General features: G+C 49.2%; 19 protein-coding genes. 4 read left to right on the forward strand and 15 right to left on the reverse strand.

The window, feature by feature from the left end; genetic code table 11:
• Positions 1-207: 207 nt before the first annotated feature.
• Positions 208-411, forward strand: a complete 204-nt coding sequence (locus DXC51_RS05505) for an alpha/beta-type small acid-soluble spore protein (protein WP_021638421.1) — start codon at positions 208-210, stop codon at positions 409-411.
• A gap of 110 nt (positions 412-521) precedes the next feature.
• Here DXC51_RS05505 and DXC51_RS05510 read toward each other — a convergent pair whose 3' ends face one another.
• Positions 522-980 (reverse strand): CBS domain-containing protein, encoded by a 459-nt coding sequence (locus DXC51_RS05510; protein WP_021638420.1) that lies wholly within the window; start codon positions 978-980, stop codon positions 522-524.
• Between the two features lie 59 nt (positions 981-1,039).
• A complete protein-coding gene (locus DXC51_RS05515; protein WP_025488945.1) occupies positions 1,040-1,594 on the reverse strand; it encodes a DJ-1 family glyoxalase III in 555 nt (184 codons plus the stop codon).
• Positions 1,595-1,837: 243 nt separating this feature from the next.
• Here DXC51_RS05515 and DXC51_RS05520 point away from each other — a divergent pair, with 243 nt between their 5' ends.
• From DXC51_RS05520 to DXC51_RS05530, 3 genes are all read left to right on the forward strand, one after another.
• Complete coding sequence (locus tag DXC51_RS05520; RefSeq protein ID WP_021638418.1) at positions 1,838-2,347, forward strand: CYTH domain-containing protein; 510 nt, start codon at positions 1,838-1,840, stop codon at positions 2,345-2,347.
• A complete protein-coding gene (locus tag DXC51_RS05525; protein WP_025488944.1) occupies positions 2,344-3,096 on the forward strand; it encodes a hypothetical protein in 753 nt (250 codons plus the stop codon). The genes DXC51_RS05520 and DXC51_RS05525 overlap by 4 nt, the downstream gene beginning before the upstream one ends.
• 96 nt (positions 3,097-3,192) lie before the next feature.
• A complete protein-coding gene (locus tag DXC51_RS05530; protein WP_025488943.1) occupies positions 3,193-4,017 on the forward strand; it encodes a Cof-type HAD-IIB family hydrolase in 825 nt (274 codons plus the stop codon).
• Positions 4,018-4,143: 126 nt separating this feature from the next.
• Here the strand turns inward: DXC51_RS05530 and DXC51_RS05535 are convergent, their stop codons facing one another.
• The 13 genes from DXC51_RS05535 to DXC51_RS05600 form a co-directional block, all read right to left on the reverse strand.
• Positions 4,144-5,808, reverse strand: coding sequence for a glycoside hydrolase family 2 protein (locus DXC51_RS05535; RefSeq protein ID WP_025488942.1), 1,665 nt, complete (start codon positions 5,806-5,808; stop codon positions 4,144-4,146).
• Positions 5,809-5,905: 97 nt separating this feature from the next.
• Positions 5,906-6,904 carry a glycoside hydrolase family 28 protein gene (locus DXC51_RS05540; protein ID WP_025488941.1) on the reverse strand — a complete coding sequence of 333 codons (999 nt, stop codon included), beginning with the start codon at positions 6,902-6,904 and terminating at the stop codon, positions 5,906-5,908.
• A gap of 89 nt (positions 6,905-6,993) precedes the next feature.
• Positions 6,994-7,233, reverse strand: coding sequence for a helix-turn-helix transcriptional regulator (locus DXC51_RS05545; protein WP_025488940.1), 240 nt, complete (start codon positions 7,231-7,233; stop codon positions 6,994-6,996).
• Positions 7,202-7,831: an AraC family ligand binding domain-containing protein gene (locus DXC51_RS05550; protein WP_025488939.1), complete on the reverse strand. Its 630-nt coding sequence runs from the start codon at positions 7,829-7,831 to the stop codon at positions 7,202-7,204. The genes DXC51_RS05545 and DXC51_RS05550 overlap by 32 nt, the downstream gene beginning before the upstream one ends.
• Before the next feature lie 208 nt (positions 7,832-8,039).
• Entirely contained in the window at positions 8,040-9,185 is a 1,146-nt protein-coding gene (locus DXC51_RS05555) for a toxic anion resistance protein (protein ID WP_117544052.1), read from the reverse strand.
• Positions 9,186-9,216: 31 nt separating this feature from the next.
• Positions 9,217-10,647 carry a 5-bromo-4-chloroindolyl phosphate hydrolysis family protein gene (locus DXC51_RS05560; protein WP_021638407.1) on the reverse strand — a complete coding sequence of 477 codons (1,431 nt, stop codon included), beginning with the start codon at positions 10,645-10,647 and terminating at the stop codon, positions 9,217-9,219.
• Between the two features lie 724 nt (positions 10,648-11,371).
• A complete protein-coding gene (locus DXC51_RS05570) occupies positions 11,372-12,763 on the reverse strand; it encodes an MBL fold metallo-hydrolase (protein WP_025488938.1) in 1,392 nt (463 codons plus the stop codon).
• A 201-nt stretch (positions 12,764-12,964) separates the two neighbouring features.
• Positions 12,965-14,437 (reverse strand): 4-alpha-glucanotransferase, encoded by a 1,473-nt coding sequence (gene malQ / locus DXC51_RS05575; RefSeq protein WP_117544054.1) that lies wholly within the window; start codon positions 14,435-14,437, stop codon positions 12,965-12,967.
• Positions 14,438-14,495: 58 nt separating this feature from the next.
• Positions 14,496-16,796 carry a glycogen/starch/alpha-glucan phosphorylase gene (locus DXC51_RS05580; RefSeq protein WP_117544055.1) on the reverse strand — a complete coding sequence of 767 codons (2,301 nt, stop codon included), beginning with the start codon at positions 16,794-16,796 and terminating at the stop codon, positions 14,496-14,498.
• A 68-nt stretch (positions 16,797-16,864) separates the two neighbouring features.
• On the reverse strand, positions 16,865-17,854 hold the full coding sequence (locus tag DXC51_RS05585) for a LacI family DNA-binding transcriptional regulator (RefSeq protein ID WP_117544056.1): 990 nt from the start codon (positions 17,852-17,854) through the stop codon (positions 16,865-16,867).
• A gap of 356 nt (positions 17,855-18,210) precedes the next feature.
• Positions 18,211-18,549, reverse strand: coding sequence for a HEAT repeat domain-containing protein (locus DXC51_RS05590; RefSeq protein WP_021638401.1), 339 nt, complete (start codon positions 18,547-18,549; stop codon positions 18,211-18,213).
• 280 nt (positions 18,550-18,829) lie between these two features.
• The gene (locus DXC51_RS05595) at positions 18,830-20,059 is read right to left on the reverse strand and encodes a 6-phosphofructokinase (protein ID WP_021638399.1); all 1,230 of its coding nucleotides are present in this window, start codon (positions 20,057-20,059) and stop codon (positions 18,830-18,832) included.
• Positions 20,060-20,154: 95 nt separating this feature from the next.
• Positions 20,155-21,111 carry a calcium/sodium antiporter gene (locus DXC51_RS05600; protein WP_021638398.1) on the reverse strand — a complete coding sequence of 319 codons (957 nt, stop codon included), beginning with the start codon at positions 21,109-21,111 and terminating at the stop codon, positions 20,155-20,157.
• Between the last annotated feature and the right edge of the window lie 451 nt (positions 21,112-21,562).

Genomic DNA, 21,562 nt, shown 5'->3' on the forward strand with positions numbered 1-21,562 from the left:
TTTAAAAAAATCATTTCCCAATAATTGTCATAATAATTAAATGAATTCCGCAAATAATAACATCAAGATAAGCGACGGAAACAAACGGAACGCCGACACGCAAGTTCAGACATCCCCCTGGATAAGCGAGCGGCACAACGGATGGAGCCGCTTGCTTATCTAAATAAAACAAAGAAAAAGAAACAAGAATTACGGAGGTGAATTCAAATGGCAAGTTCAAACAGATCTAATAGAGTAGAGGTCCCTGAAGCAAAGGCAGCAATGGATCGTTTTAAAACAGAGGTAGCTTCTGAATTAGGCGTTAACCTGAAAGAGGGCTACAACGGAGACCTTACTTCCAAAGAAGCTGGTTCTATCGGCGGAGAAATGGTTCGTAGAATGATCAGAAAACAGGAAGAGCAGATGAAATAACTCTCTCTGAATGCAGATATCCCGGCTTGCTTAATGCAAGCCGGGATTTTTGTTTTCCGGAATATAAAGCTGTCGTAAGACACGCCATTCTTTCAGCCCTTACCGATTTTTCAGTTTCCCGCAGGCACCATAATCTGGATTTTTTCCTGGGAGTCCGTCTTTTTTTTCTTTTTCAGTTCATCCATCAGATACTGAATGACGTCCTTTCTTGTAACAATACCTATAAATACCTTATCATCATCCACCACCGGGACAAAATTCTGATGCATCACCTTATCCAAAAGGCCTTCCATATCCACATTCACATGCACCGGCTTATTATCCCGATTACGTATCATTTCCATGACGGAAATCTCTTCCATCTCATGAAGCTCGGGAAAGCCTTCCTTTTTCAGCTTCCAGAGCACATCTCCTTCCGTAATGGTTCCGATATATCTTCCCTCGGAGGAAAGCAGGGGAACAGCCGCATACCCGTGGTGCTCCATTTTTTCCAGCACCTGTCGGAGACTGTCGTCCTCCTCCACATAAGCCACGTCGCTTTTAGGGGTAAGAAAAAATAAAATATTCATTTGCTGCTAATACTCCCTTTTCCGTAACTGCCGGGTGTCCTTCAGTTACCTATTCTTTCTTATCTTGTGTATACAATCTTCTCTGCAAGCGCATCCGCCGCATTTTTTCCCTGGAACAGTTCCACTATAGCCAGCCCGAAGGGAATTGCGCATCCCATTCCCCGGCCAGTAACCACATTCCCGTCCACCTCGGCCGAACCGTGGGTAACCACGGAGCCTTCCAGATGGCACTCAAAATCAGGGAACGAGGTTGCCCTTCTGCCCTTCAGATAGCCTCTGTGACCGAAAATACTGGGTGCCGCACAGACTGCAGCCACATATTTATTCTCTGACGCATAAAATTCATCCAGCTTTTCCATCAGTTCCTGACAGTTCTCCAGGTTCTTAGTCCCCGGCAGCCCGCCCGGGAGCACCAGCATGTCCAGCCCGCCGAAATCAACTTCGGAAAATACCTTGTCCATTTTTACAGTAATACCATGGGAACCCGTGACCTCCCGGCCGCCGGTCACTGAAATCATATCGATTTCAAGTCCGGCCCTTCTGGCCAGATCCACCACAGTTAAAGCCTCAACCTCTTCATAACCCTCCGCAAAAAAAATACCGATTCTGCTCATTATTCACACTCCAATCCCGAACTCAATATGTTCAACTATGTTTTTTACCTACTCTTTGTGTCCTTGTTCATTGTATCAAAAATCCGGCCAATATCCAATAAAAAAACTGTGAATATTTCCTTAATTTTGTTTACATTATTTGTGTTCGGACCCACCGTATGCTAAACTGGAGACAGGCGGGCTGTACTGGCCCGCCGCTGACACAGCGCCCGCCCGGTAAGCGGGAGAAAAGAGGTATTTATCATGGAAATAGAACGGAAATTCACCGTACGCAGCATCCCGGGGAATCTCTCACAATATCCGCACCATCTCATTGAGCAGGGTTATTTGAATACGAATCCGGTTGTCCGTGTCCGCCGGGAGGACGACACCTGTTATCTTACCTACAAGGGCAAAGGCCTTATGGCCAGGGAGGAATACAATCTTCCCCTGAATGAAGAAGCCTACCGCCATTTAATCCAAAAGGCGGACGGCAATATCATAGGCAAACGCCGTTATCTCATCCCGTTGGAGCCCTATACGATTGAGCTGGATGTTTTCCTCGAACCCTTCACACCGCTAATTATCGCAGAAGTAGAATTTCCTACGGAGGAGGAGGCCAACGCTTTTATTCCTCCCGACTGGTTTCTTGAAGACGTAACCTGCAATCCTGCCTACCATAATTCCACCCTCAGCTCCATTCCTGAAAACGAACTCAAGGAAGCTCTGAAAAAATACGAAGAAAGGCAGAAAACAACTGTGGAAGAAATATGACAAAACTAAAAAGGATCTTGCTCATAGCCACCGTACTGCTGGCATCCGCAACTGCTGCGGTTATGATTTATTTTTTCTGCTTCACTCCTTCCGGTTATCGTATCTCTGTTTCTATTCATGGTTTTTCAAAGCTTACCGATCATGTCTATGTGGAAAATGGCTGGAACGGAAAGCCTGAGGAGCTGCTTGCCACGCTGGAGGAAGCAAGGCAGAGAGTGACTGAACTGTTCGGTGGAATGGAAAGCGTCCCCACGCTTATCATTTGTGACAATGAGCACAAAATAAAACGCCTTGGCGGCGACCATGATACCATGACTCTGCTGATAAACGGTGTGCATTCCTATACATCCCTCTCCTCCGAATTTCTGACTGCAGACGTTCTCGCCCACGAAATGACCCACGCGGAAACCCACCAGCGGATCTATCAGAACAGCACGGACACCTCATCCATTCCCATATGGTTTGATGAGGGGCTGGCTGTGCAGAACGACTACCGCGAGCCGTACAGCAATGAAACCTGGCTGAAGCTGACGGACAACGGACAGAATATCCCGTCCCTTTCCGAATACGGTTCCGGAGAAACCTTCTTTTCCGGTAGCACGGAGGACAGAAGGGCCAGATACTGTCTTGCGGGACATGAGGTATCAAAATGGCTGGAAAAGAATGGGCGAAGCGGCCTGCTTTCCTTATTAAAGAGGGTTAATCAGGGAGAAAGCTTCAGTGAGCTTTATTTTGCGGTCAGCCCGTAAGGTTGGCAGTCTGTTTCTTTTTCAGTGTATTTTTTTCGGTTATATTGACGAAGCTTATTCCCTGGCAGAAGCTGCACCGCAGCAGAAAGGAGCATCATGCCGGCAACCCTGTATATTTCAGATCTGGACGGAACACTGATGAAAAATGATCAGACCATATCCGCCTTTACTGCCGAAGCCATCAACATGCTGGTGAAGCAGGGACTTCATTTTTCCTACGCCACTGCGCGTTCCATTCTCACCGCTTCAAAAATAACGGAAAATATAACGGCGGGAATCCCTGTTATCGTTTACAACGGCAGCTTCATTCAGGACAGCAAAACCCGTGAAATATTGTATTCCCGTTTTTTTGACAAAACATCGGCAGAGCTGATTCTCAGGCAGCTTCTCTCCTCCGGCGTTTATCCGATAGTCTATTCCCATACCGGCGGCTGTGAAAGATTCTCCTACTGCAGGGACAGACAGAACAGCGGGATTTCCGCTTTTCTGTCAGAAAGAAGGAATGATGTAAGGAACACTCCGGTTGCTGATGCCGCACAGCTTCCCACCGATGACTGCTTTTATTTCACCTGCATCGACAGCGAGGAGAAGCTATATCCATTATATCTACAATTTAAAGAAGAATTTTACTGCGTTTATCAAAAAGATATTTACAGCGGTGAACAATGGCTGGAAATCATGCCTACCAAAACCTCAAAGGCCAATGCCGTACTGCATCTTGCCCGGCTTCTGGGCTGCCGCCACATTGTCTGCTTCGGCGATGGAATAAACGATATCCCCATGTTCCGCATTGCCGATGAATGCTACGCTGTTGCCAACGCAGCTCCCGAACTGAAAGAGATTGCAACGGACATAATCCCCTGTAACAATGAGGATGGAGTGGCCAAATGGTTGCTTGCCCACTGCCTTAATCAAAGATAGTGAAATCCGCCCGGCTTCTGGAACGCCTGGGCTTCCGTCTGGAAGGGCATTTTCTGGAGGATGCGTCCTTCAAAAAGGATGCGGCAGGCAGGCCGGTTTATATCAGCAGCTTTTACTATGCCCTTCTCAGACGCGAGTGGTTGTGAAAATCTCCTTTACCGTGTCAAAGGCAATCTTGGGTCTGCGGTATTCATCCACGACTCCCTTGTTGTTATGGCATCTGGCACGGGAGGCAAACCACTGTCCTTCCTCCGTTACGCGGCAGTCGGCAAACTGCCATATAAAGACGCCGGTGATATCGTCATCATTCATGTAAACTTCAAGATTTTCCCGGATAATATCCGCCTGCCGCTCCTCACTCCATTTACATCTTGAACGGTCACGGTACCCATAGATGGCCCCTGCGCCAAGCTCGCTCACAATGATGGGCTTGCCTGCGCCGCCCGCCGCTTTAATCCAGTCAGTTTCCTGACGGTTGCGTTCCTCCACCGAGCAGTCCTGATACCAGCCGGAATACATGTTAAAGGATACAATGTCAGGAAGATCCAGACTGATATCCGTAAAATGGCGGCAGGTAGCCGAGGTAGTGGGCCGGGAGGCATCCATGCTCTTTATCTGCGCATACTGCCTGGCATATTTTTCCCTCCCCTCTTCTGTTTCGCTTGCACATTCATTTAAAATTCCCCAGATAATAATAGAAGGATGGTTGTAATGATTTTCAATCATTTCCCGGATACAGTCTTCACACTGCCTGTCAAAATTGGGGTTCTGCATGCTTTCAAGCCCCAGTCCACGGGCATGATTTTCCTCCCAGACCAGGATTCCCCGTTCATCACACAGATCCAGGAATCTTTCATCGTTGGGATAATGGCAGGTTCTCAGCGCATTCGCTCCCGCCTCCTGCATCAGCTCCATATCCTGCGCCATAAGCTGAAGCGGGATTGCACAACCTACGGAAGCATAATCCTCATGACGGTTAAAGCCCTTCAAATACACAGCCTCGCCGTTTACCATGATTTTGGAACCGTCCAGGGTTACTGTCCTGAAGCCCACCCGTTCAATCAAATCATCCGTCGGCTCTCCGTTTACCGACAACACTGCCTGAAGGAAGTAGAGAGCGGGCTGCGCATTGGACCATGCCTGCACTTCGTCAAATTCCATAGCAAAAACCAGACGTTCTTCACAGCCGGCGCCCACTGTCACCGTCTTTTCCATACAGCATCCGGCCAGCTTAACCTCCAAGCTGATCTCCATTTCCCGCTCGCTCACATTACATACGAATACTTCTGTTTCAGCGCTCCAGCGGCCGCATGTAAGCTGCGGCGTAAAACGGATATTTTTTATGTAGGTATCCGGAATATACTCCACTGCGGCAGGCCGGGTAATTCCGCCGTATGTGTAATAATCGTTGGGTATATGAAGCGCCGAATGCTCACCGAAGGTATTGTCCACAGCGATCCTCAGCTCATGCTCTCCCTTTTCCACATCTGCAATCACTGCCGAAAAAGGAGTGAAGGCGTTGTAATGGCTGACAATCGCCTTCCCATCAAAAGAAACGTCAGCCGTATGGCTTACCCCCTTAAATTCCAACCTCAGGTTTCCCGCATTTTTAACATAAATCTTCTTCCGGTACTCACCCCTGCCCCTGTGCGCCAGGAAATCAGGATGCTGTTCCCAGCAGCCCGGCACGGGAAGCTGATATTCACCCTCAAATCCTTCCATCCTGAACTCCCACATTCCGTCAAGCTCCTGCACCTGCCTGATATGATGCTGTTCAAATAATCTGATCATTTTTATATCCTCCTTGTTTTGCGAAGTAAAATGCGAGCCCCTCTGGCGAGCAGAGGATTTTCCCGCCTATCGCATTCCTGTCCGCGATGGTATGTTTTCAAATGTGAAAAGCGCTTTTGCACCTTCCCTCTGCGCTAACCTGCTTCAATTCCATGGATTCCACATTGCTGCAGATAAATGCTTCATCCGCTTTTAATTTTATGTTTTCCAGACTGATATTTTTCAGCTTATGTTCGGGCAGGCCCTTGATTTCAATTCCAACAGCAGCGCCGCCGCCCCTTACATTGCTGATATGGATCCCGTTAAAGTCCGATGGTTCCCGAGACTTTGGCATAACCGTGCTGTATTCATAAAACATATTGATCTGGATCGCCTGATCTGAAACATCATTGATTTCCATGTTTTCAATCCTTACGTCATGAACAAAGCCGCCCCTGCCCCGCATGGATTTCAAACGGATTCCCTGCATAGTGCCGCTGATTTGGCAGTCATGCATGTAAATATTCCTGACACCGCCCGATATGGCGCTGCCAATCACCACACCGCCGTGTCCGCCTGTCATATGGCAGCCGCGTATTTCTATGTTTTCACAGGGCCGGTTTACCCGCCAACCATCCTCATTCAATCCCGAATTGATTGCGATGCAGTCGTCCCCTGTAGAAAAGGTACATTTTTCCACCAGCACATTCCTGCAGGAATCCGGATTTAATCCGTCCGTATTAGGTCCTTCTGTAAAGACACTCACGCCGCGGATCGTCACGTTTTCACAGTATACCGGATTCAGCGTCCATTGGGGTCCGTCCTTTACCGTAAAATCCTCCAGCAGCACATCGCGGCAGTTTATGAACTGAATAAAAGACGGACGCAGCGCATCCTCTTCGGTACCGTAACGCCTTTTCTCCGGCTCCCTCCCATTCCATTCCGCATAGGCCAGATCCTCCGCCGCCCTCTGCTGCAGCTTCTTCCAATGCCACCAGGCAGCGCCGTTTCCTTCAAGCACGCCTTTCCCCGTAACTGCAATATCAGTACAATCCTTCGCATAAATAAGCGGAGAATAATTATTGCATTCCGTCCCTTCCCGCAGATATATTCCCATTATAAGTACTGTGCAGAGAAAAAAACATACAGATATTGCGGATATAAAAAAAGGAACAGCAGATATTGCTAAACAACCGCGCTTATCTTTCAGCGCATTGATTCCTTCCTTTTTCTGAACTGTGTGGGAGCCATGCCATATGCCTTTTTAAAAACACGGGTCAGATTCAGCGATGAGGAAAAGCCTGTTTCACGCGCAATTTCCTCCATGCTGTATCCGGTATCCATCAACAGACTGTGGGCCTTTGACAGCCGTACATTATTCAGATATTCCAGCACGGTAGCCCCGGTAATCTCCTTAAAGGTATGGCACAGATGATATTTGTTCACATTGCACGCCCCGGCTATCTCCTCCAGCCCCCGGATTCTCCCCATAATGCTGATTTATGTAGGTAATCGCCATCCTGATCTGCGCCGGAATCTGCCTTCCTCCCACAGTCTGCTCCCCCTGTATACATTCCACCACATACATAATCAGCTGGATCAGGGCCGTATGCTGAAGCTTCTCCGAAAGGAAACCGCTTTTTTCAAAATAACCGTTTACTCTTTTGAAAAAATCAAGCATAAGCTCCGTCTGTTCCTCATTCAGATGTACGACACAGGGTACCAGCTTCTCCCGGAGCAGCCGCAGCTCCTCCCGGCTTAAAAGGGTGGACAGCGCCGTCTCACTGAAGTTCAGTACAAACCGCTCATAATATTCAGCATCCCGGCTCTGTGCATAATGGATGTCAAATGGCCTGAGAACAGCCATGTCCCCCCGTTCCAGGGTGAAGCATATGTTATCATAAAACAGATAACGCTTTCCTCCCAGCATCAGAAAAATTTCATAGCCGTCATGATAATGCTGCACCGGCATATCATGCTTTTCCATATTCCTTAAATACTGGATATAAATATCATCATGGGGCGAAAATGCTTTTCGTTTCATAGCGCCTCCCTGTCTTCCACCGCAGTCCGATTACGCGGAATGTTTTCTAATCATAGGACGTATTTTCCACGGATATAAAGAAGCGGCACGGCATAGCCAAATGCTATTCCGTGCCGCCTGAAATACTCATAATTAAAAGGATATCTTTTCAATACCCTCACAGTTATATTTCAAACTACTAAAGCCCGCTTCCTGCTTCGTCAGGCAATCAGCCGCTGATCTGCAGAAGCTTTGACTTCAGCTCGTTTTCCATACGGGCCATTTCCGCTTCCGCTTCCTGACGCTTCTGTCTGCCTTCCTGCTGGATGCGCATTACATCGTCCAGTGTGGAAATCAGGGATTCGTTGGTAATCTTCAGGGTTTCCATATCCACAATACCGCGTTCGGATTCCTTGGCAGTCTCAATTGTCGCCGTTTTCAGTGTGGCGGCATTCTTGCGGAGCAGTTCATTCGTCATATCGGTCACCTGACGCTGTGCCGCAGCGGCCTGTGTGGAATGCTCCACGCCAAGGGCCAGAACCATCTGGCTTTTCCACAGAGGAATGGTATTCACTAAAGTGGACTGTATTTTTTCCACCATAAGAGTGTCGTTATTCTGAACAAGACGGATCTGCGGCGCCGTCTGGATGGAAATCATGCGGGTCAGCTCCAGATCATGAAGCTTCTTCTCAAAACGGTTGCACATGGAATCCAGATCCCTGGCTTCCTGCGCATCCTCAGGCAGGCCTGATTGCTGCGCCCTGGCGGTAATCCTTGCCAGATCACCCTCGCGTACTTCCTTCAGCTTCTTCTTGCCGGCCAGAATGTACATGGAAAGCTCTTTAAAATAGGTCTTATTCAGTTCATACATCTTATCCAGGGTAGCCGCATCCTTCATCAGCTGCACCTGATGGCCCTCCAATACCTGGCAGATCTTATTGATATTGGTTTCCGCCTTCGCATATTTCGCCTTCATCGCTGTGATTTTGTTCGCGGATTTCTTAAAAAGCCCGAATACGCCTCTTTCCTCTTCCGCATCAAAGCTTTTCAGTTCTGAAACAACGCTTCCGAGAAGCTCCCCGACCTCGCCCAGATCCTGTGTTTTAACATTATCCAGGGCTTTTTCGGAAAAATCGGCCATTTTCCTCTGGGCGCCTGCGCCGTACTGTAATATCAGGTTGGAGTTCTTCAGATCTATCTGTTTTGCAAAATCGTCCACCATCTGTTTTTCTTCCACGGTGAGCATACTGTCGTCCCAGCCAGCCTCCTCCGGCTTCAGCGCAGTTTCCTGCTGCAGCACAGGCGCCGCCTTGTCCTGAAAAGGATCCAGCGTCAATGTTGGCGTTGCAGTAAAATCCTTGAATTCTTCACTCATTTTGTTATGCTCCTTTTGTCTTTGATCAGTCTTAGCTTCCTGCCTTCATACCCGGTTCGGTCAGCCCTTCCTGTGCCAGCATCGTCTGCAGTACGGAAATATCCGTGGCAACATCCCATGCCGTATCCTCGAACAGGCTGTCCAGCAGATTCTCAAATGCCAGATTCAGCGTATCCAGCGTTTTCTCAATCTCCGTTTTGCCGTTTTTAATGTTTTCTCCCTGAACAGGCTGCCTGTCCAGTTCCTCATAAGCGTCCAGAAGCTTAACAGTAGTGGGAAGATAATACTCCATAAACTTATGGAGATCCGGAGCAAATTCCGGATGTTCCTTCACCCTCTGGAAAATTTTCTCGACTATCACCTGCATATGGGAAATTTTCCCGGAAATTTCCTCGCCCGGTATGGCATCGTTGCTTTTCTTAATCTGGGCGATATAATTATTTCCGGTCTCTATCATTTCCTTCACTTCATCGGAAAGGCCTCCGGTCTGTCTTTCCATCTCTATTGCCTTTTCTTTTTCCTGCTTCTGCTTGTCCTCAAGCTGCCTCTGCGTCTCCTCATACTGCTTATAGGTTTCATGGCTGACAATCAGACAGGTCTCCAGCCGATCCATGTGTCCCTGCTTAAACCAGCCGATTTTAATCAGCTTCTGCAGATCATTGCGGACAAACTTCTCATTTTTCCCTATATGCTCCGCCAGCTCCTTAACGCTGCAGTAGGTGCGGCCCTTCAGACCGTCCACATATTTACGGAACCGCTTCACCCTGCCGAGCATGGAGGTTCCCTTCCAGGCCATAATACTGGAACCGCCCAGAACCAGGGCAAGAATAGAAATGGCTATCGTCATGCCGGGCAGCCAGGTGCTGGCAATGCCCACAAGCGCAATTATCAGTATCCCCAACGCAGAACATCCGGCCACCGTAAAGCCCACCGCCGACAGCGCGGTGCCTCCGGCCTGCGCCCCGAAGGTCTTGGCAAACAGCGGATGCTGCATCAGGCTGTTCTTCGCTGAATTAAATGCATTCTGCACGCTGGTATTCTGGACTCTCTGCGCCGGACGTCCATACTGCCACTGTCCGGAAGCCGGGGTCCCATACGGAATACCGTTCTGGCGTCCCCAGGGTGCTCCCTGTCCCGGGGCGCCCTGTGCGGGATTTCCCTGCTGCCAGCCGCCGGCCCCGTTCTGATAAGGCCCTCCCGGATTAGACCCGTCCGGTCCTGCCTGCGGTCCTGCCGGCCCATTGCTGTAAGGAGGGCCCCATTGTCCGTTATTGTTCTGATAAGGTCCCTGATTTTCACCATAACCTATATTTTTCTTAATATTCCTGCTGATTGTGTCAAGCCCGTCCGTTACCGTGCGGCATATATTCTCATTCAGCCTTCTGAAGTCCTGCGACTTGACTGCATCATCCACCATGTCCCTGATATTATTCCCCAGGTCCGTCCAATCTTTATCACTCATTTTATTCTCCCTGTCTCTATCAGTGCCCCTCACGATAAACGTATGGATAAATTATATATGATATACCCCAAAAAATCAACGAAACCATATCTTAAATTCCTAATGTTTTTCTTAAGATGTGGATAGGTTGTGAACCATAGCCGGATGGGGCTGGTTTTGGGGCGGGCGGTTCCGGCGGGGGTTGGCGGCTTTGGGGGGCGGAGGCTGGCCGGAGGGCCGGGGGTTTTGTGCGTTCCGTCGGGAAAATGGGGTATTACTAACAGTGCCGCAGGTATAAAGTGTTGTCTAAATGGCTTGAACTCCTCACTTCGTTCGTCAGACAAAGCCAAAAGGGCAGACAGAACTTTATACCTGCGGCGCTGTAAGTAATATCTCCCATTTTTCCGTAATCCACTTTCAAAACCCCCGGCACTCCGGCCAGCCTCCGCCCCCCAAAGCCGCCATCCCCCCGCCGGAACCGCCCGCCCCCATCCCCACCCCAAAACCAGCCCCATCCGACTATGGCCGCAACTTCTCTTCTTAAGAAAAAATTAGTGTGGTCTGTAGTGGAGGACATGGTTTTTATAGTGTTGGATTAAAAGGGGGATGATTTCTGTTATTCCAGGAAGACGGAAGTCTCTCTCTTTTTAAGTAGGTTGGTATGATGAGCGGAAGTAGTGGGATTGGATTTCGGTGAAGAAGTTTTTCGGGACGCGGTCCGTCCCGAAAAAACTCTTCACTTATGTCAGAACTGGCGGCGGCGGGCCTGTAGGCCGGCTTTGCCGAAGAAGCCTAGGTAAGATGGTTCTTCGCATAGCCTGTCGGGCGGGAGTTCTTCTTTTTTTACTTTGTCGCTGTCAAAAATATCGCATAGTTCCATCATATCCTGTACCACTTCTTTTCCCAGGGGATTATAGGGGGAAGGGTTATATGGCGTTCCGAAGGGGTAGCCGCCTTCCTGCTCCAGGTGTCCTCCCAGGAGGACGTAATCGTCCATTTCCTCCAGGCGTTCATAGAAGCGCTGCAGATTCTTTCTGTATTCCGAAAGCGGGATGCAGGGTTCCAGCTGGAGGAGTACCATCTGGCCGGAACCGATGGCGTCTCCGGTAAAAATCACCTTGTGGGTGTGGTCGATGAATACCACGCTGCCCGGCGTATGGCCCGCAAGCTCCATTACTTCAATGCCGCAGCCTCCCAGATCGATCATTGTGCCGTCTGGAATGTCCAGGACAGCATCGTAGTTGATGTCTCTTCCGGCGAGCATGGTCTTTTTCATGATTTCCAGTACATCTTTTTCTTTGGAGGACAGGTAGACCGTCTCAAATTCATCCGCATGGTACATGTGGTCGCCGTGGCAGTGGGTCAGGGCAAGCTCCAGCGGCAGATGGGTGATTTTCCTGATCCAGGGGGTTATTGCTTCCGGGCCGAAGCCTGTGTCAATGACCAGGGCCGCCCTGCTTCCTTCCACCACATAGAAGGAGCTTCCCGTATAATCCTGCAGCTTAAAGACGCCGGGGCGGACCATGTCAATCCGGTAGCCCTCCCGTTTGCTTCTGAAAAACATCCAGTCCAGAACCTCCTTCTGTTCCAGCAGCTCTTCTCCTGTCATTTCCGGCTTCTGGGCATAAAGCACCCTTTCATTTCCTGCCGCCCTGAGGCTCCTAGCCAGGGTCAGGCATCCGTGGAGCAGCTTGCCCTGTTCAGACCATACCTGTCCGCCTGCCGGACAGTAGCTGTCATTTTCCCTGCCTGAAATCCAGGCAGGAACATAGGATGCCCTTCTGACCTTCCAGGTCTGGCCCGCGCCTCCTGAAACAGCCACGGCGGCAAACAGATCCGGATAGGCTCCCATCATCTCCCAGAGCATGTTGGCCGCACGGCCTGCCCCGGCGCAATAAATCCTCGTTTCGTCAATGGGATAGGTCTTCACAAGCTCCCTCATCCGTTCGGCAATGTCCATATGCTCCGTACCCTGGTTCACCGTTACCTGCCAGAAAAAGCAGGGATATTTCTCCTGGTTCCAATCCACGCCTTTTCCGTCCTCTTCCAAATACAGAAGCAGCGGATAACCTTCCCCTGATGTTTCATGGCTCCAGCCTTCCGGTTTTTCCAAGTGATTCATTTTCTGTTTTTCCATCCCCATACCTCCCTCTTATTTTGTAATCTAATATGACTGTTCGGTACTATTGCTGTATTCTTATTCTGTCTCTGCCCTCCTCTTTAAGCAGAAAAAACCGCCGGCGGCGGTTTTTTCCTGTCTTGTATTATAACACTGCCGTAAGCAGCCCGAGGGCCGGGAAGGGCAGTATTCCTGCTTTTTTAGTTTACCGGCAGCTGTTTATCTTCCGTACAGTCTGGTCAGCGTGCGGATTTGTTCCGCAAGCTGGGCACTGCACTGGCCTTTTTTCAGACGCCACTTCCAGTTTTCCCCAAGGGTGGAGGGGGTGTTGATTCTGGCCTCAGCTCCCAGTCCCAGCCAGTCCTGCACCGGGATAACGGCTGTATCGGAAACACTGGAAAGCGCCGCTCTCACCATGGCTTCCGGCACATCCTTACTTCTTTTCACATGAAGGTACTGCTTGGCAAAGGCCCTGTCGGCCCTTCCGATTTCCTCCACCCAGGCCGTTGTGGTCTGGTTATCGTGAGTCCCCGTATATACCACGCTGTTCCTGGTATAATTATGGGGAAGGTAATCACTTTCTTCTCTCGGGTCAAAGGCAAACTGCAGCACCTTCATGCCCGGGTAGCCTGTCTTTTTTACCATTTTCAGGACCGCAGGGGTCAGATAGCCCAGATCCTCCGCAATCACCTCTTTTTTGCCCAGCTTCTCCTTCAGGGTCTTAAAGAAGTCATAATCGGGTCCCTTTTCCCAATGGCCGAACTCTGCAGTGAGATCTCCGTAAGGAATTGAATAATAAGATTCAAAGCCGCGGAAATGGTCGATGCGCAGAATATCATACAGCTTATAGCAGTAAGCAATGCGCTTCATCCACCACTCATAGCCCGTTTCTTTATGGTATTCCCAGCGGTATAAGGGATTGCCCCAAAGCTGTCCGGTCGCCGAAAAAGCATCCGGCGGGCAGCCTGCCACCGCCAGGGGTGTGCAGTCCTCATCTAACTGGAACAGCTCCGGATTTGCCCAGGTATCCGCTCCGTCAAGGGCCACATAAATGGGGATATCCCCCACGATCTGTATTCCTTTTTTGTTGGCATAGTCCTTCAGTGCAAACCACTGCTTTGCAAAAAGGAACTGCTGGAACTTGTAAAATGCAATTTCTTCGGAAAGCCTGCCGCGGTATTCCTCCATGGCTTCCTTCCTGCGAAGCTTGATATCCTCGTCCCAGGTAAGGAAGCTTGCGCCGTCCAGAGAATCCTTGATAGCCATGTAAAGCGCGTAGTCCTCCAGCCAGAATTCATTTTCCTTTACGAATGCCTGATAGTCCGCATTCTCTTCGATTCCGCTTCTGTCAAAGGCTTTCTTCAGCAGTTTGAAGCGGGAATGATACATCTTTTCATAATCGATATAACATTCATCCTCTCCAAAATCCATTCTATCACATTCCGAACGGGTAATCCAGCCTTCTTTCACCAGGCTTTCCAAATCAATGAAATAAGGATTGCCGGCAAAGGTGGAAAAAGACTGGTACGGGGAGTCCCCGTAGCCAGTCGGTCCCAGCGGGAGTATCTGCCACAGCTTCTGCCCCGCCTGTTCCAGAAAATCAACAAACTCATAAGCCTCTTTTGAAAATGCACCGATTCCGTATTCCGAAGGAAGGCTGGAAACAGGCATTAAAATACCACTTCTTCTCATATCTCTACCTCCTGCATATCGCCGGCCCGCCTGCGATACCGCATCAAACTACCCCTTCTCAGTTAAGCTTCCAGATGTCCCTGTTGTATTCCCTGATGGTTCTGTCGGATGAGAAAAAGCCTGCTTTTGCGATGTTCACCAGCATCATCTTTTTCCACTTTTCCCTGTCCCTGTAATCCTCCAGCATCTTATCCTTCACTGCGATATAATCCTCCAGATCAAGCAGGGTCATGAACCAGTCTTTATTCAGAAGCTCCTTGTAAAGGCGCTCCAGATTCTCCTTATGGCCGGACTTCATCGCCTGCTTTCCGATGATGAAATCCACCGCCTCTTTGATAACGGGGCTCTTCTCATAATAATCCTTTGACACATAATCCGCTTTTTCGTAATGGTCGATCACGGTTTCGGAATCCCTGCCGAAAATATAGATATTATCATCACCCACCAGATCATGGATTTCCACATTGGCTCCGTCCGCGGTTCCCAGTGTCACGGCTCCGTTTAACATAAATTTCATGTTGCCTGTTCCTGAAGCTTCCTTGGATGCCAGGGAAATCTGTTCGGAAATGTCGCAGGCGGGAATCAGCTTCTCCGCATAGCTTACATTGTAATTTTCCACCATTACGATCTTCATATATTTGCTGGCCTCCGGATCGTTGTTTACAATATCCTGAAGCACCAGGAGAAGATGAATGATATCCTGGGCAATGATGTAAGCAGGCGCCGCTTTGGCTCCGAAAATATAAGTTACCGGTGTGGAAGGCTTTTTGCCTTTTTTAATTTCCAGATATTTATGGATAATATAAAGCGCATTCATCTGCTGGCGTTTGTATTCATGAAGCCTCTTGGCCTGAATGTCAAAGACGGAATCAGGATCGATGTCCACGCCTTCCTTTTCTTTAATAAAAGCCGCCAGCGCCTGCTTTTTCTCCATTTTAATGGCTTCCATGCGGTTCAGGAAATCCGCATCGCTGCCATATTCCAGAAGCTTCTCCAGCTCATCCGCATCCTTCTTGAAGCCGCTGCCGATTGTTTCCTCTATAAGGGCAGCCAGTTCCCTGTTGCAGGAAAGCAGCCATCTGCGGAAGGTGATGCCGTTTGTCTTGTTATTGAACTTCTCAGGATAAATCTCATAAAAATGATGCAGCTCGGTATCTTCCAGGATCTGCGTATGAATCGCCGCAACGCCGTTCACAGAGAAGCCATAGTGGATATCCATATGGGCCATATGGACTCTCTTATCCTTATCAATGATCTGTACCTTGGGATCCTTATATTTTGCCTTCACCCGCTTATCCAGCTCGTCAATGATGGGGATGAGCTGGGGAACCACCTTCTGCAGGTAAGCATAGGGCCATTTTTCCAGCGCTTCCGCAAGGATGGTATGGTTGGTGTAAGCGCAGGTTTTGCTCACCACCTCAATGGCTTCATCCATGGTGAATGCCTTATCCTCCACCAGGATGCGGATCAGCTCCGGTATGATCATGGAAGGATGGGTGTCGTTGATCTGGATAACCGCATGCTCGTTCAGCTTGCGCAGGTCATAATGCTTCTCCCTCATTTCCTTTAAAATCAGCTGGGCAGCATTGCTTACCATGAAATACTGCTGATAAATACGAAGCAGGTTACCGGCCTCGTCGGAATCATCCGGATATAAAAACAGTGTCAGGTTTTTCTCCACATCTTCCTTGTCAAACTGGATGCCCTTCTTTACCAGATCCTCGTCTACGGTTTCCAAATCAAACAGACGAAGCTTGTTTACGCCGCTGTCATAGCCGATCACATCGATATCGTAAAGTCTGGAGGTCACCTTCTGTTTTCCGAAATAAACGTCAAAGCTGGTGTCCGTTTTGGTCAGCCAGGACTGTTTTTCCAGCCATTCATCCTTTTCCGCCGTCTGCAGCCTATCCCTGAAAACCTGCTTAAACAGGCCGAAATGATAGTTCAGCCCAATTCCTTCTCCAGGAAGCCCCAGCGTTGCTATGGAATCTAAGAAGCAGGCCGCCAGCCTTCCAAGGCCGCCGTTTCCCAGGGAGGGTTCCGGCTCAGCTTCTTCAATCCTGGACAGCTCCCTGCCCTTTTCCTTCAGAATATTCTCCACCTTCTCATAAACTCCCAGGTTGATCAGGTTGTTGGAGAGCAGCTTCCCAATCAGGAATTCCGCGGAGATATAATAAACCTTCTTCTTTCCGTCCGTGGGAATCGTTGCATGCATCATCCCCTTTGTCAGGTTCAGAAGCACATAATACAGCTCCTTATCCGTTGTCTCTTCAATCGTCTTTCCATACATTTCCTTTGCCAGAGCGCTCATTTCCTGCTCCAGCCGCTCTTCCAGAATCTCTCTCTGAATCGTTTCCATTAATGCCACTTGTTTTTCCTCCTGTCCTGTCCGGTTCTTTGCCCGGGTTATGATTGGAACCCATGTTATCAACATATAATATCCAAATACTGCATTCTTACTATTGAAAAGTCAAGCACAACAGCCCTGCCTTCTCCGCCCTCCAGAAGCCTGCCCATTTCCTCCATTGCTTCAGAGGATACCCGATAAAAATCCTGCTTTACCGTATTCATCTGCTTTCCTGCATATCCCATAAGAGTGATGCCGTCAAAGCCGCACACCGGCCTGAAAATATCCATTTCCTGCAGCGCCCGCATGGCTCCGATTGCCATCAGATCCGAGGCGCACACGATGATATCCCGGTTCCTGGCGTACTGAAAGGTCAGCTGCCTTGCCTTTTTCTCACTGAAATCGCCTTGCCTGACAAACAGGGAAAGCCCTTCCTGCGCAGCCAGCCGCTTCATGCCTTCCAACCGCTGCGTTGTGACGAATCCGTTTTTCTTTCCCGCGATATAGAGAATCCGGTTTCCCTGGTTCTCATGCAGCGTTTTTCTCGCCACATCGTACTGTGCCTTTTCATGATCAATCGCAACCGACGATGTGCTCTGATTAACAAAGGGCGCATCCACTGCCACAATCTTAAACTGCTGCACTTCTATCAGTTTATGCAGAACCTTATCCTCTCTGCTCATTCCGTAGATAATAATTCCTTCAATGGCCTGCGCTCTGAGATAATTCTCGATTTCCGCCACACTCCAGTCCTTTATCATGGAAAAAAATACGGTGATGACATCCAGCCCTTTTTCCTGGGCCTTGTTAATGGCTCCGGAAAGGTACTGCATATCAATTTCATCGATTGCCTGGGTCTGCGTGTTCAGATTGACAAGCAGCGCCACTCGTCCGGCCTGTTTGGAAGACAGCGCGGAGGCAATGGTATTGGGCGTAAATTTCAACTCCCGTATCGCCTCATTGACTTTGATCCTGGTCTCTTCACTCACATTGGGATAGTGGTTAAGCACCTTGGAAACCGTGGAAATAGCCACTCCTGCCTTACGCGCCACATCCCTGATGGAAGCCATATCATTCCTCCTTCTGCGTTCCCCTCGTACGGAAAACGTTTTCTACAGACAAATAATACTCCATCCCCCTGCAATTGTCAATAATCGCGATAAAAAAAGTGGTTCAGAAGATATAGCTTGGTTACTGTTCACTCAGTACTGTGCATTTACTGCACAGTACGTAAGAAAGTGATTCAAGAGTGCATAAATCCCATCGCCGCAGGCGATTTTTAATGGATTTATGCAGTTACTGGTCACGGAGTGAACAGTAACATAGCTTACAGCCGCCTGATTTGCATAAAAAAAGACAGCCTGCCGGGACTCTGACTCTCCCGCGGCTGTCTGCTTTATCTGAAAAGTATGTATAAAAAAGAAGCTTATACTCTTGTTTCCTTTGAAGAATTCATAGCTTCCTGCATCTGCTTCTTGGCTTCCGGATCGGTTTCCACCATCAGCTGATGTCTTACTCTTGTTTTCATATATTCCGTATCAATAACTAACGCTGCCTTGCAGGCTGCAACCCTTACTTTGGCATCCTCATGCTCAAGATAATGGGTTATCATATTAAAGGAATCTTCATCCCCTATTTTCCCCAGCGCATCAAGTGCAACTACCAGCACATCACTGTCTGCTTTCCCCATCATTTTAATAATAGGCGCTGTTTTCTTCTTTTCTGTAAGCTTTTTGATTTTTTCAATTTCTTTTTGATCGTTCATTTCTGCTGCCTCCTGATTTTTCTCCGGAGTCCGGGGTTCTTCTGTCCGCCGGGCTTCCGCCGTATTTGTAAAGCGCCCGCCATTCTGGCTAATATCAGGTCAGCATAGCTGGTGTCTTACTCACTATCTACTACTTTAGACCTAAATTGTGTCCAAACTGTGTCCTTGATCTAAAAATACTATTAAACCGTATTTTTTCCTTCCTTATCTGATAAAAAGGGACAGCCCCGGCGGAACTGTCCCTTTATCAGACGGCCGCTTTACGCGGGCCGGCTGTTCTTTATTTTCTTACAAGATGACGCGGCACGCCGTTTACATACAGCGGCTGCAATTCGCCCATGATGAGCGGTCTTGCATATTTTACATAGCCATCATTTACGTCACAGCCGTCTTCGGTAATCCATTCAGCCGGAACAGGTCTTTCCACGTTGGCGATTGCATGGATATCGTAAGCGCTGGTACCGCACTGATAAGGATCGTCTCCGTTTCTGTCCAGAGTGATCATCATGCCGGTCTTGCCTTCTTCAGCTGCCATAACAGCGTCATGTCCTACCTGGAATGCTTCGTTGATATCTGTCAGGGAAGCAAGATGGGTAGCTGCACGCTGCAGTGTGGAGAATTCTACCGCACGGGTCTTCAGCCCTGTCTCAGCCGCTACCTTGTTAGCCAGAGTAGCCGCACAGCCGGAAAGCTGCTTGTGTCCGAAAGCATCCACGAAATCGGAAGCATTGCCCAGCTCGCATACGAAACGTCCGTCAGCCAGAGCGATGCCTTCAGATACGGCAATAACAACGGAAGACTTGGTTTCGGACAGATATTTTACCTTTTCCATGAACTTGTCCATATCAAAGGTTACTTCAGGAAGGTAGATTGCATCCGGTCCGGAGCAGTCATCACCGCGGCTTAATGCTGCTGCTGCGGTCAGCCATCCTGCATGGCGTCCCATGATCTCAACGATGCAGACGGTGGGCTTCTCCACACCGAAGGACTCGTTGTCGCGGATGATTTCCTTCATGCTGGTTGCAATATATTTTGCTGCGGAACCGTATCCGGGGCAGTGGTCGGTTACCGGCAGGTCATTGTCGATTGTCTTGGGAACGCCCATGAAACGCTGAGGCTTGTTATGAGCAGCCGCATAATCGGACAGCATCTTTACGGTATCCATGGAGTCATTTCCGCCTGCATAGAACAGACACTCAATATCATGCTTCTCCATGATCTCAAATACCTTCTCGTATACTTCTTCATGTCCTTCAATCTTAGGCATTTTGAAACGGCAGGAGCCTAAAAATGCAGAAGGAGTTCTCTTCAGTAATTCAATACCTGTCTCGTCATCCAGATATTCGCCAAGGTCAATCAGGTTGTCCTGTAAAAATCCCTGAATACCATGAACCATACCATAGATTTTCTTTACTCCAAGCTTTTTAGCTGCGGCATATACGCCTGCAACGGAAGAGTTGATTACGGCTGTCGGTCCGCCGGACTGTCCAACTACAATGTTTCCTCTCATTTTGACATCTCCTTTTAAAATTCTTGATTTTATAGCCTTTTTCCATAGTTCGTTAAAATTATAGCAGATTCATTTCCCTATTACAAGTGCTACTCTCAGAAAAAGTTGAATGCGCAATACAGCCCGTAAACAGCCAGCAGAGCGGCCCCCTGTATACGGGAAGCTTTTTTCCGGAATAAAATAGGAACAATAAGGACCGCCATCACAAGCGCCCCCAGCGGCGCGTCCACACGCACCGTCTGCGCCTCCAGCTCAATCCCCGTAACCGTAGCCGGAATCCCGATTACCAGAAGCAGATTCAGAATATTGGCCCCTATAATATTACCCAGCCCCACATTTTCACAGCCTTTAACCACCGACATGATGGAAGTCACCAGCTCCGGAAGGGAAGTCCCCAGCGCAATGGCCGTCACCGCAATCACGCGCTCCGGCACTCCCAGATATCCCGCAATAATAATCCCGTTATCCACCAGAAGATTAGCTCCCCAGAACAACAGCACCGCACAGAAAGCCAGAAGCATAAGATTCCTGGGAAGGGAAATCTTCTTCAGCTCCTCCAGGCTCTCCTCCGTCTCCGCCGTTTCCTCCTCCTCGGATTTGGAACGCACCATGTTCAGCCAGGCATAAACACCAAACAGCACAAGAAGCACAATCCCGGCCATTCTGTCAAAATGCCCTGTAAACCACCCATAAGCCGTCAGCGCCAGAATCGTAGCAAAGAAAAACAGACTCCGCCACGCCAGCGAACCAAACTCAACCTTCTTCACCGGACGCAGCAGCTGCGTTAGCCCCGCGATCAACGCCGTATTACAGATAATCGACCCAAACGCATTCCCCGCGCTAATCGCCGCCGACCCGTCAAAAGCCGCCGTCGTAGACACCAGAATCTCCGGCAGCGTCGTCCCAATACTCACAATCGTAGCCCCGACAACAATCTGCGGGATCCCAATCTTCCTGGCCAAAGCCACCGAAGCATCCACCAGCTTGTCCCCGCCGAAGCAAATCAAAACAAGCCCCAACACAAACAACAAAATCACCGAAACCATTTCCATTTCCTCCAAAAAAACATACTCCGCTGCTCATATCCAGCCATCACAAAAACCAACATTCCCCGCCGCCCCAACACAATCCCCCTCGAAAAAACACCATTCCACACAAAATAAATCCCACCCCGACGAACAGCTACCAGTATACCTTCCCACCCCAACACTCGTCAAGCAATTTACACCCCAGAATCTATCCCTCCAATTCTATCTCTTCAATTGATTCCCACTATACCATCAATTTCCCGTTCTCCCCTTTCCACCTGCCCTTCCAGGGATAAAGGCATCCGCCGCAGTTTTGCCGTGTACCGGCCGCTGTACGCCCGGAGCCTGCCGCCGTCTTCCGGACCGGTGTGTGCGGCCCGGGCAGCGGAGGGATGCAGGGGGATTTTATGCTCCAGTCTCAAAAACGGAGATGTTTCTTACTGCTCCGGAATGCCAGGACTCAGCCGCCCCTAGT

The organism is Eisenbergiella massiliensis (assembly GCF_003435485.1).

What these genes read in the sequence shown, in the direction of transcription:
- DXC51_RS05505 (WP_021638421.1), top strand. Translation starts at nt 208, where the DNA reads ATGGCAAGTTCAAACAGATCTAATAGAGTAGAGGTCCCTGAAGCAAAG.
- DXC51_RS05510 (WP_021638420.1), bottom strand. Translation starts at nt 980, where the DNA reads ATGAATATTTTATTTTTTCTTACCCCTAAAAGCGACGTGGCTTATGTG.
- DXC51_RS05515 (WP_025488945.1), bottom strand. Translation starts at nt 1,594, where the DNA reads ATGAGCAGAATCGGTATTTTTTTTGCGGAGGGTTATGAAGAGGTTGAG.
- DXC51_RS05520 (WP_021638418.1), top strand. Translation starts at nt 1,838, where the DNA reads ATGGAAATAGAACGGAAATTCACCGTACGCAGCATCCCGGGGAATCTC.
- DXC51_RS05525 (WP_025488944.1), top strand. Translation starts at nt 2,344, where the DNA reads ATGACAAAACTAAAAAGGATCTTGCTCATAGCCACCGTACTGCTGGCA.
- DXC51_RS05530 (WP_025488943.1), top strand. Translation starts at nt 3,193, where the DNA reads ATGCCGGCAACCCTGTATATTTCAGATCTGGACGGAACACTGATGAAA.
- DXC51_RS05535 (WP_025488942.1), bottom strand. Translation starts at nt 5,808, where the DNA reads ATGATCAGATTATTTGAACAGCATCATATCAGGCAGGTGCAGGAGCTT.
- DXC51_RS05540 (WP_025488941.1), bottom strand. Translation starts at nt 6,904, where the DNA reads ATGGGAATATATCTGCGGGAAGGGACGGAATGCAATAATTATTCTCCG.
- DXC51_RS05550 (WP_025488939.1), bottom strand. Translation starts at nt 7,831, where the DNA reads ATGAAACGAAAAGCATTTTCGCCCCATGATGATATTTATATCCAGTAT.
- DXC51_RS05555 (WP_117544052.1), bottom strand. Translation starts at nt 9,185, where the DNA reads ATGAGTGAAGAATTCAAGGATTTTACTGCAACGCCAACATTGACGCTG.
- DXC51_RS05560 (WP_021638407.1), bottom strand. Translation starts at nt 10,647, where the DNA reads ATGAGTGATAAAGATTGGACGGACCTGGGGAATAATATCAGGGACATG.
- DXC51_RS05570 (WP_025488938.1), bottom strand. Translation starts at nt 12,763, where the DNA reads ATGGAAAAACAGAAAATGAATCACTTGGAAAAACCGGAAGGCTGGAGC.
- malQ (WP_117544054.1), bottom strand. Translation starts at nt 14,437, where the DNA reads ATGAGAAGAAGTGGTATTTTAATGCCTGTTTCCAGCCTTCCTTCGGAA.
- DXC51_RS05580 (WP_117544055.1), bottom strand. Translation starts at nt 16,796, where the DNA reads ATGGAAACGATTCAGAGAGAGATTCTGGAAGAGCGGCTGGAGCAGGAA.
- DXC51_RS05585 (WP_117544056.1), bottom strand. Translation starts at nt 17,854, where the DNA reads ATGGCTTCCATCAGGGATGTGGCGCGTAAGGCAGGAGTGGCTATTTCC.
- DXC51_RS05590 (WP_021638401.1), bottom strand. Translation starts at nt 18,549, where the DNA reads ATGAACGATCAAAAAGAAATTGAAAAAATCAAAAAGCTTACAGAAAAG.
- DXC51_RS05595 (WP_021638399.1), bottom strand. Translation starts at nt 20,059, where the DNA reads ATGAGAGGAAACATTGTAGTTGGACAGTCCGGCGGACCGACAGCCGTA.
- DXC51_RS05600 (WP_021638398.1), bottom strand. Translation starts at nt 21,111, where the DNA reads ATGGAAATGGTTTCGGTGATTTTGTTGTTTGTGTTGGGGCTTGTTTTG.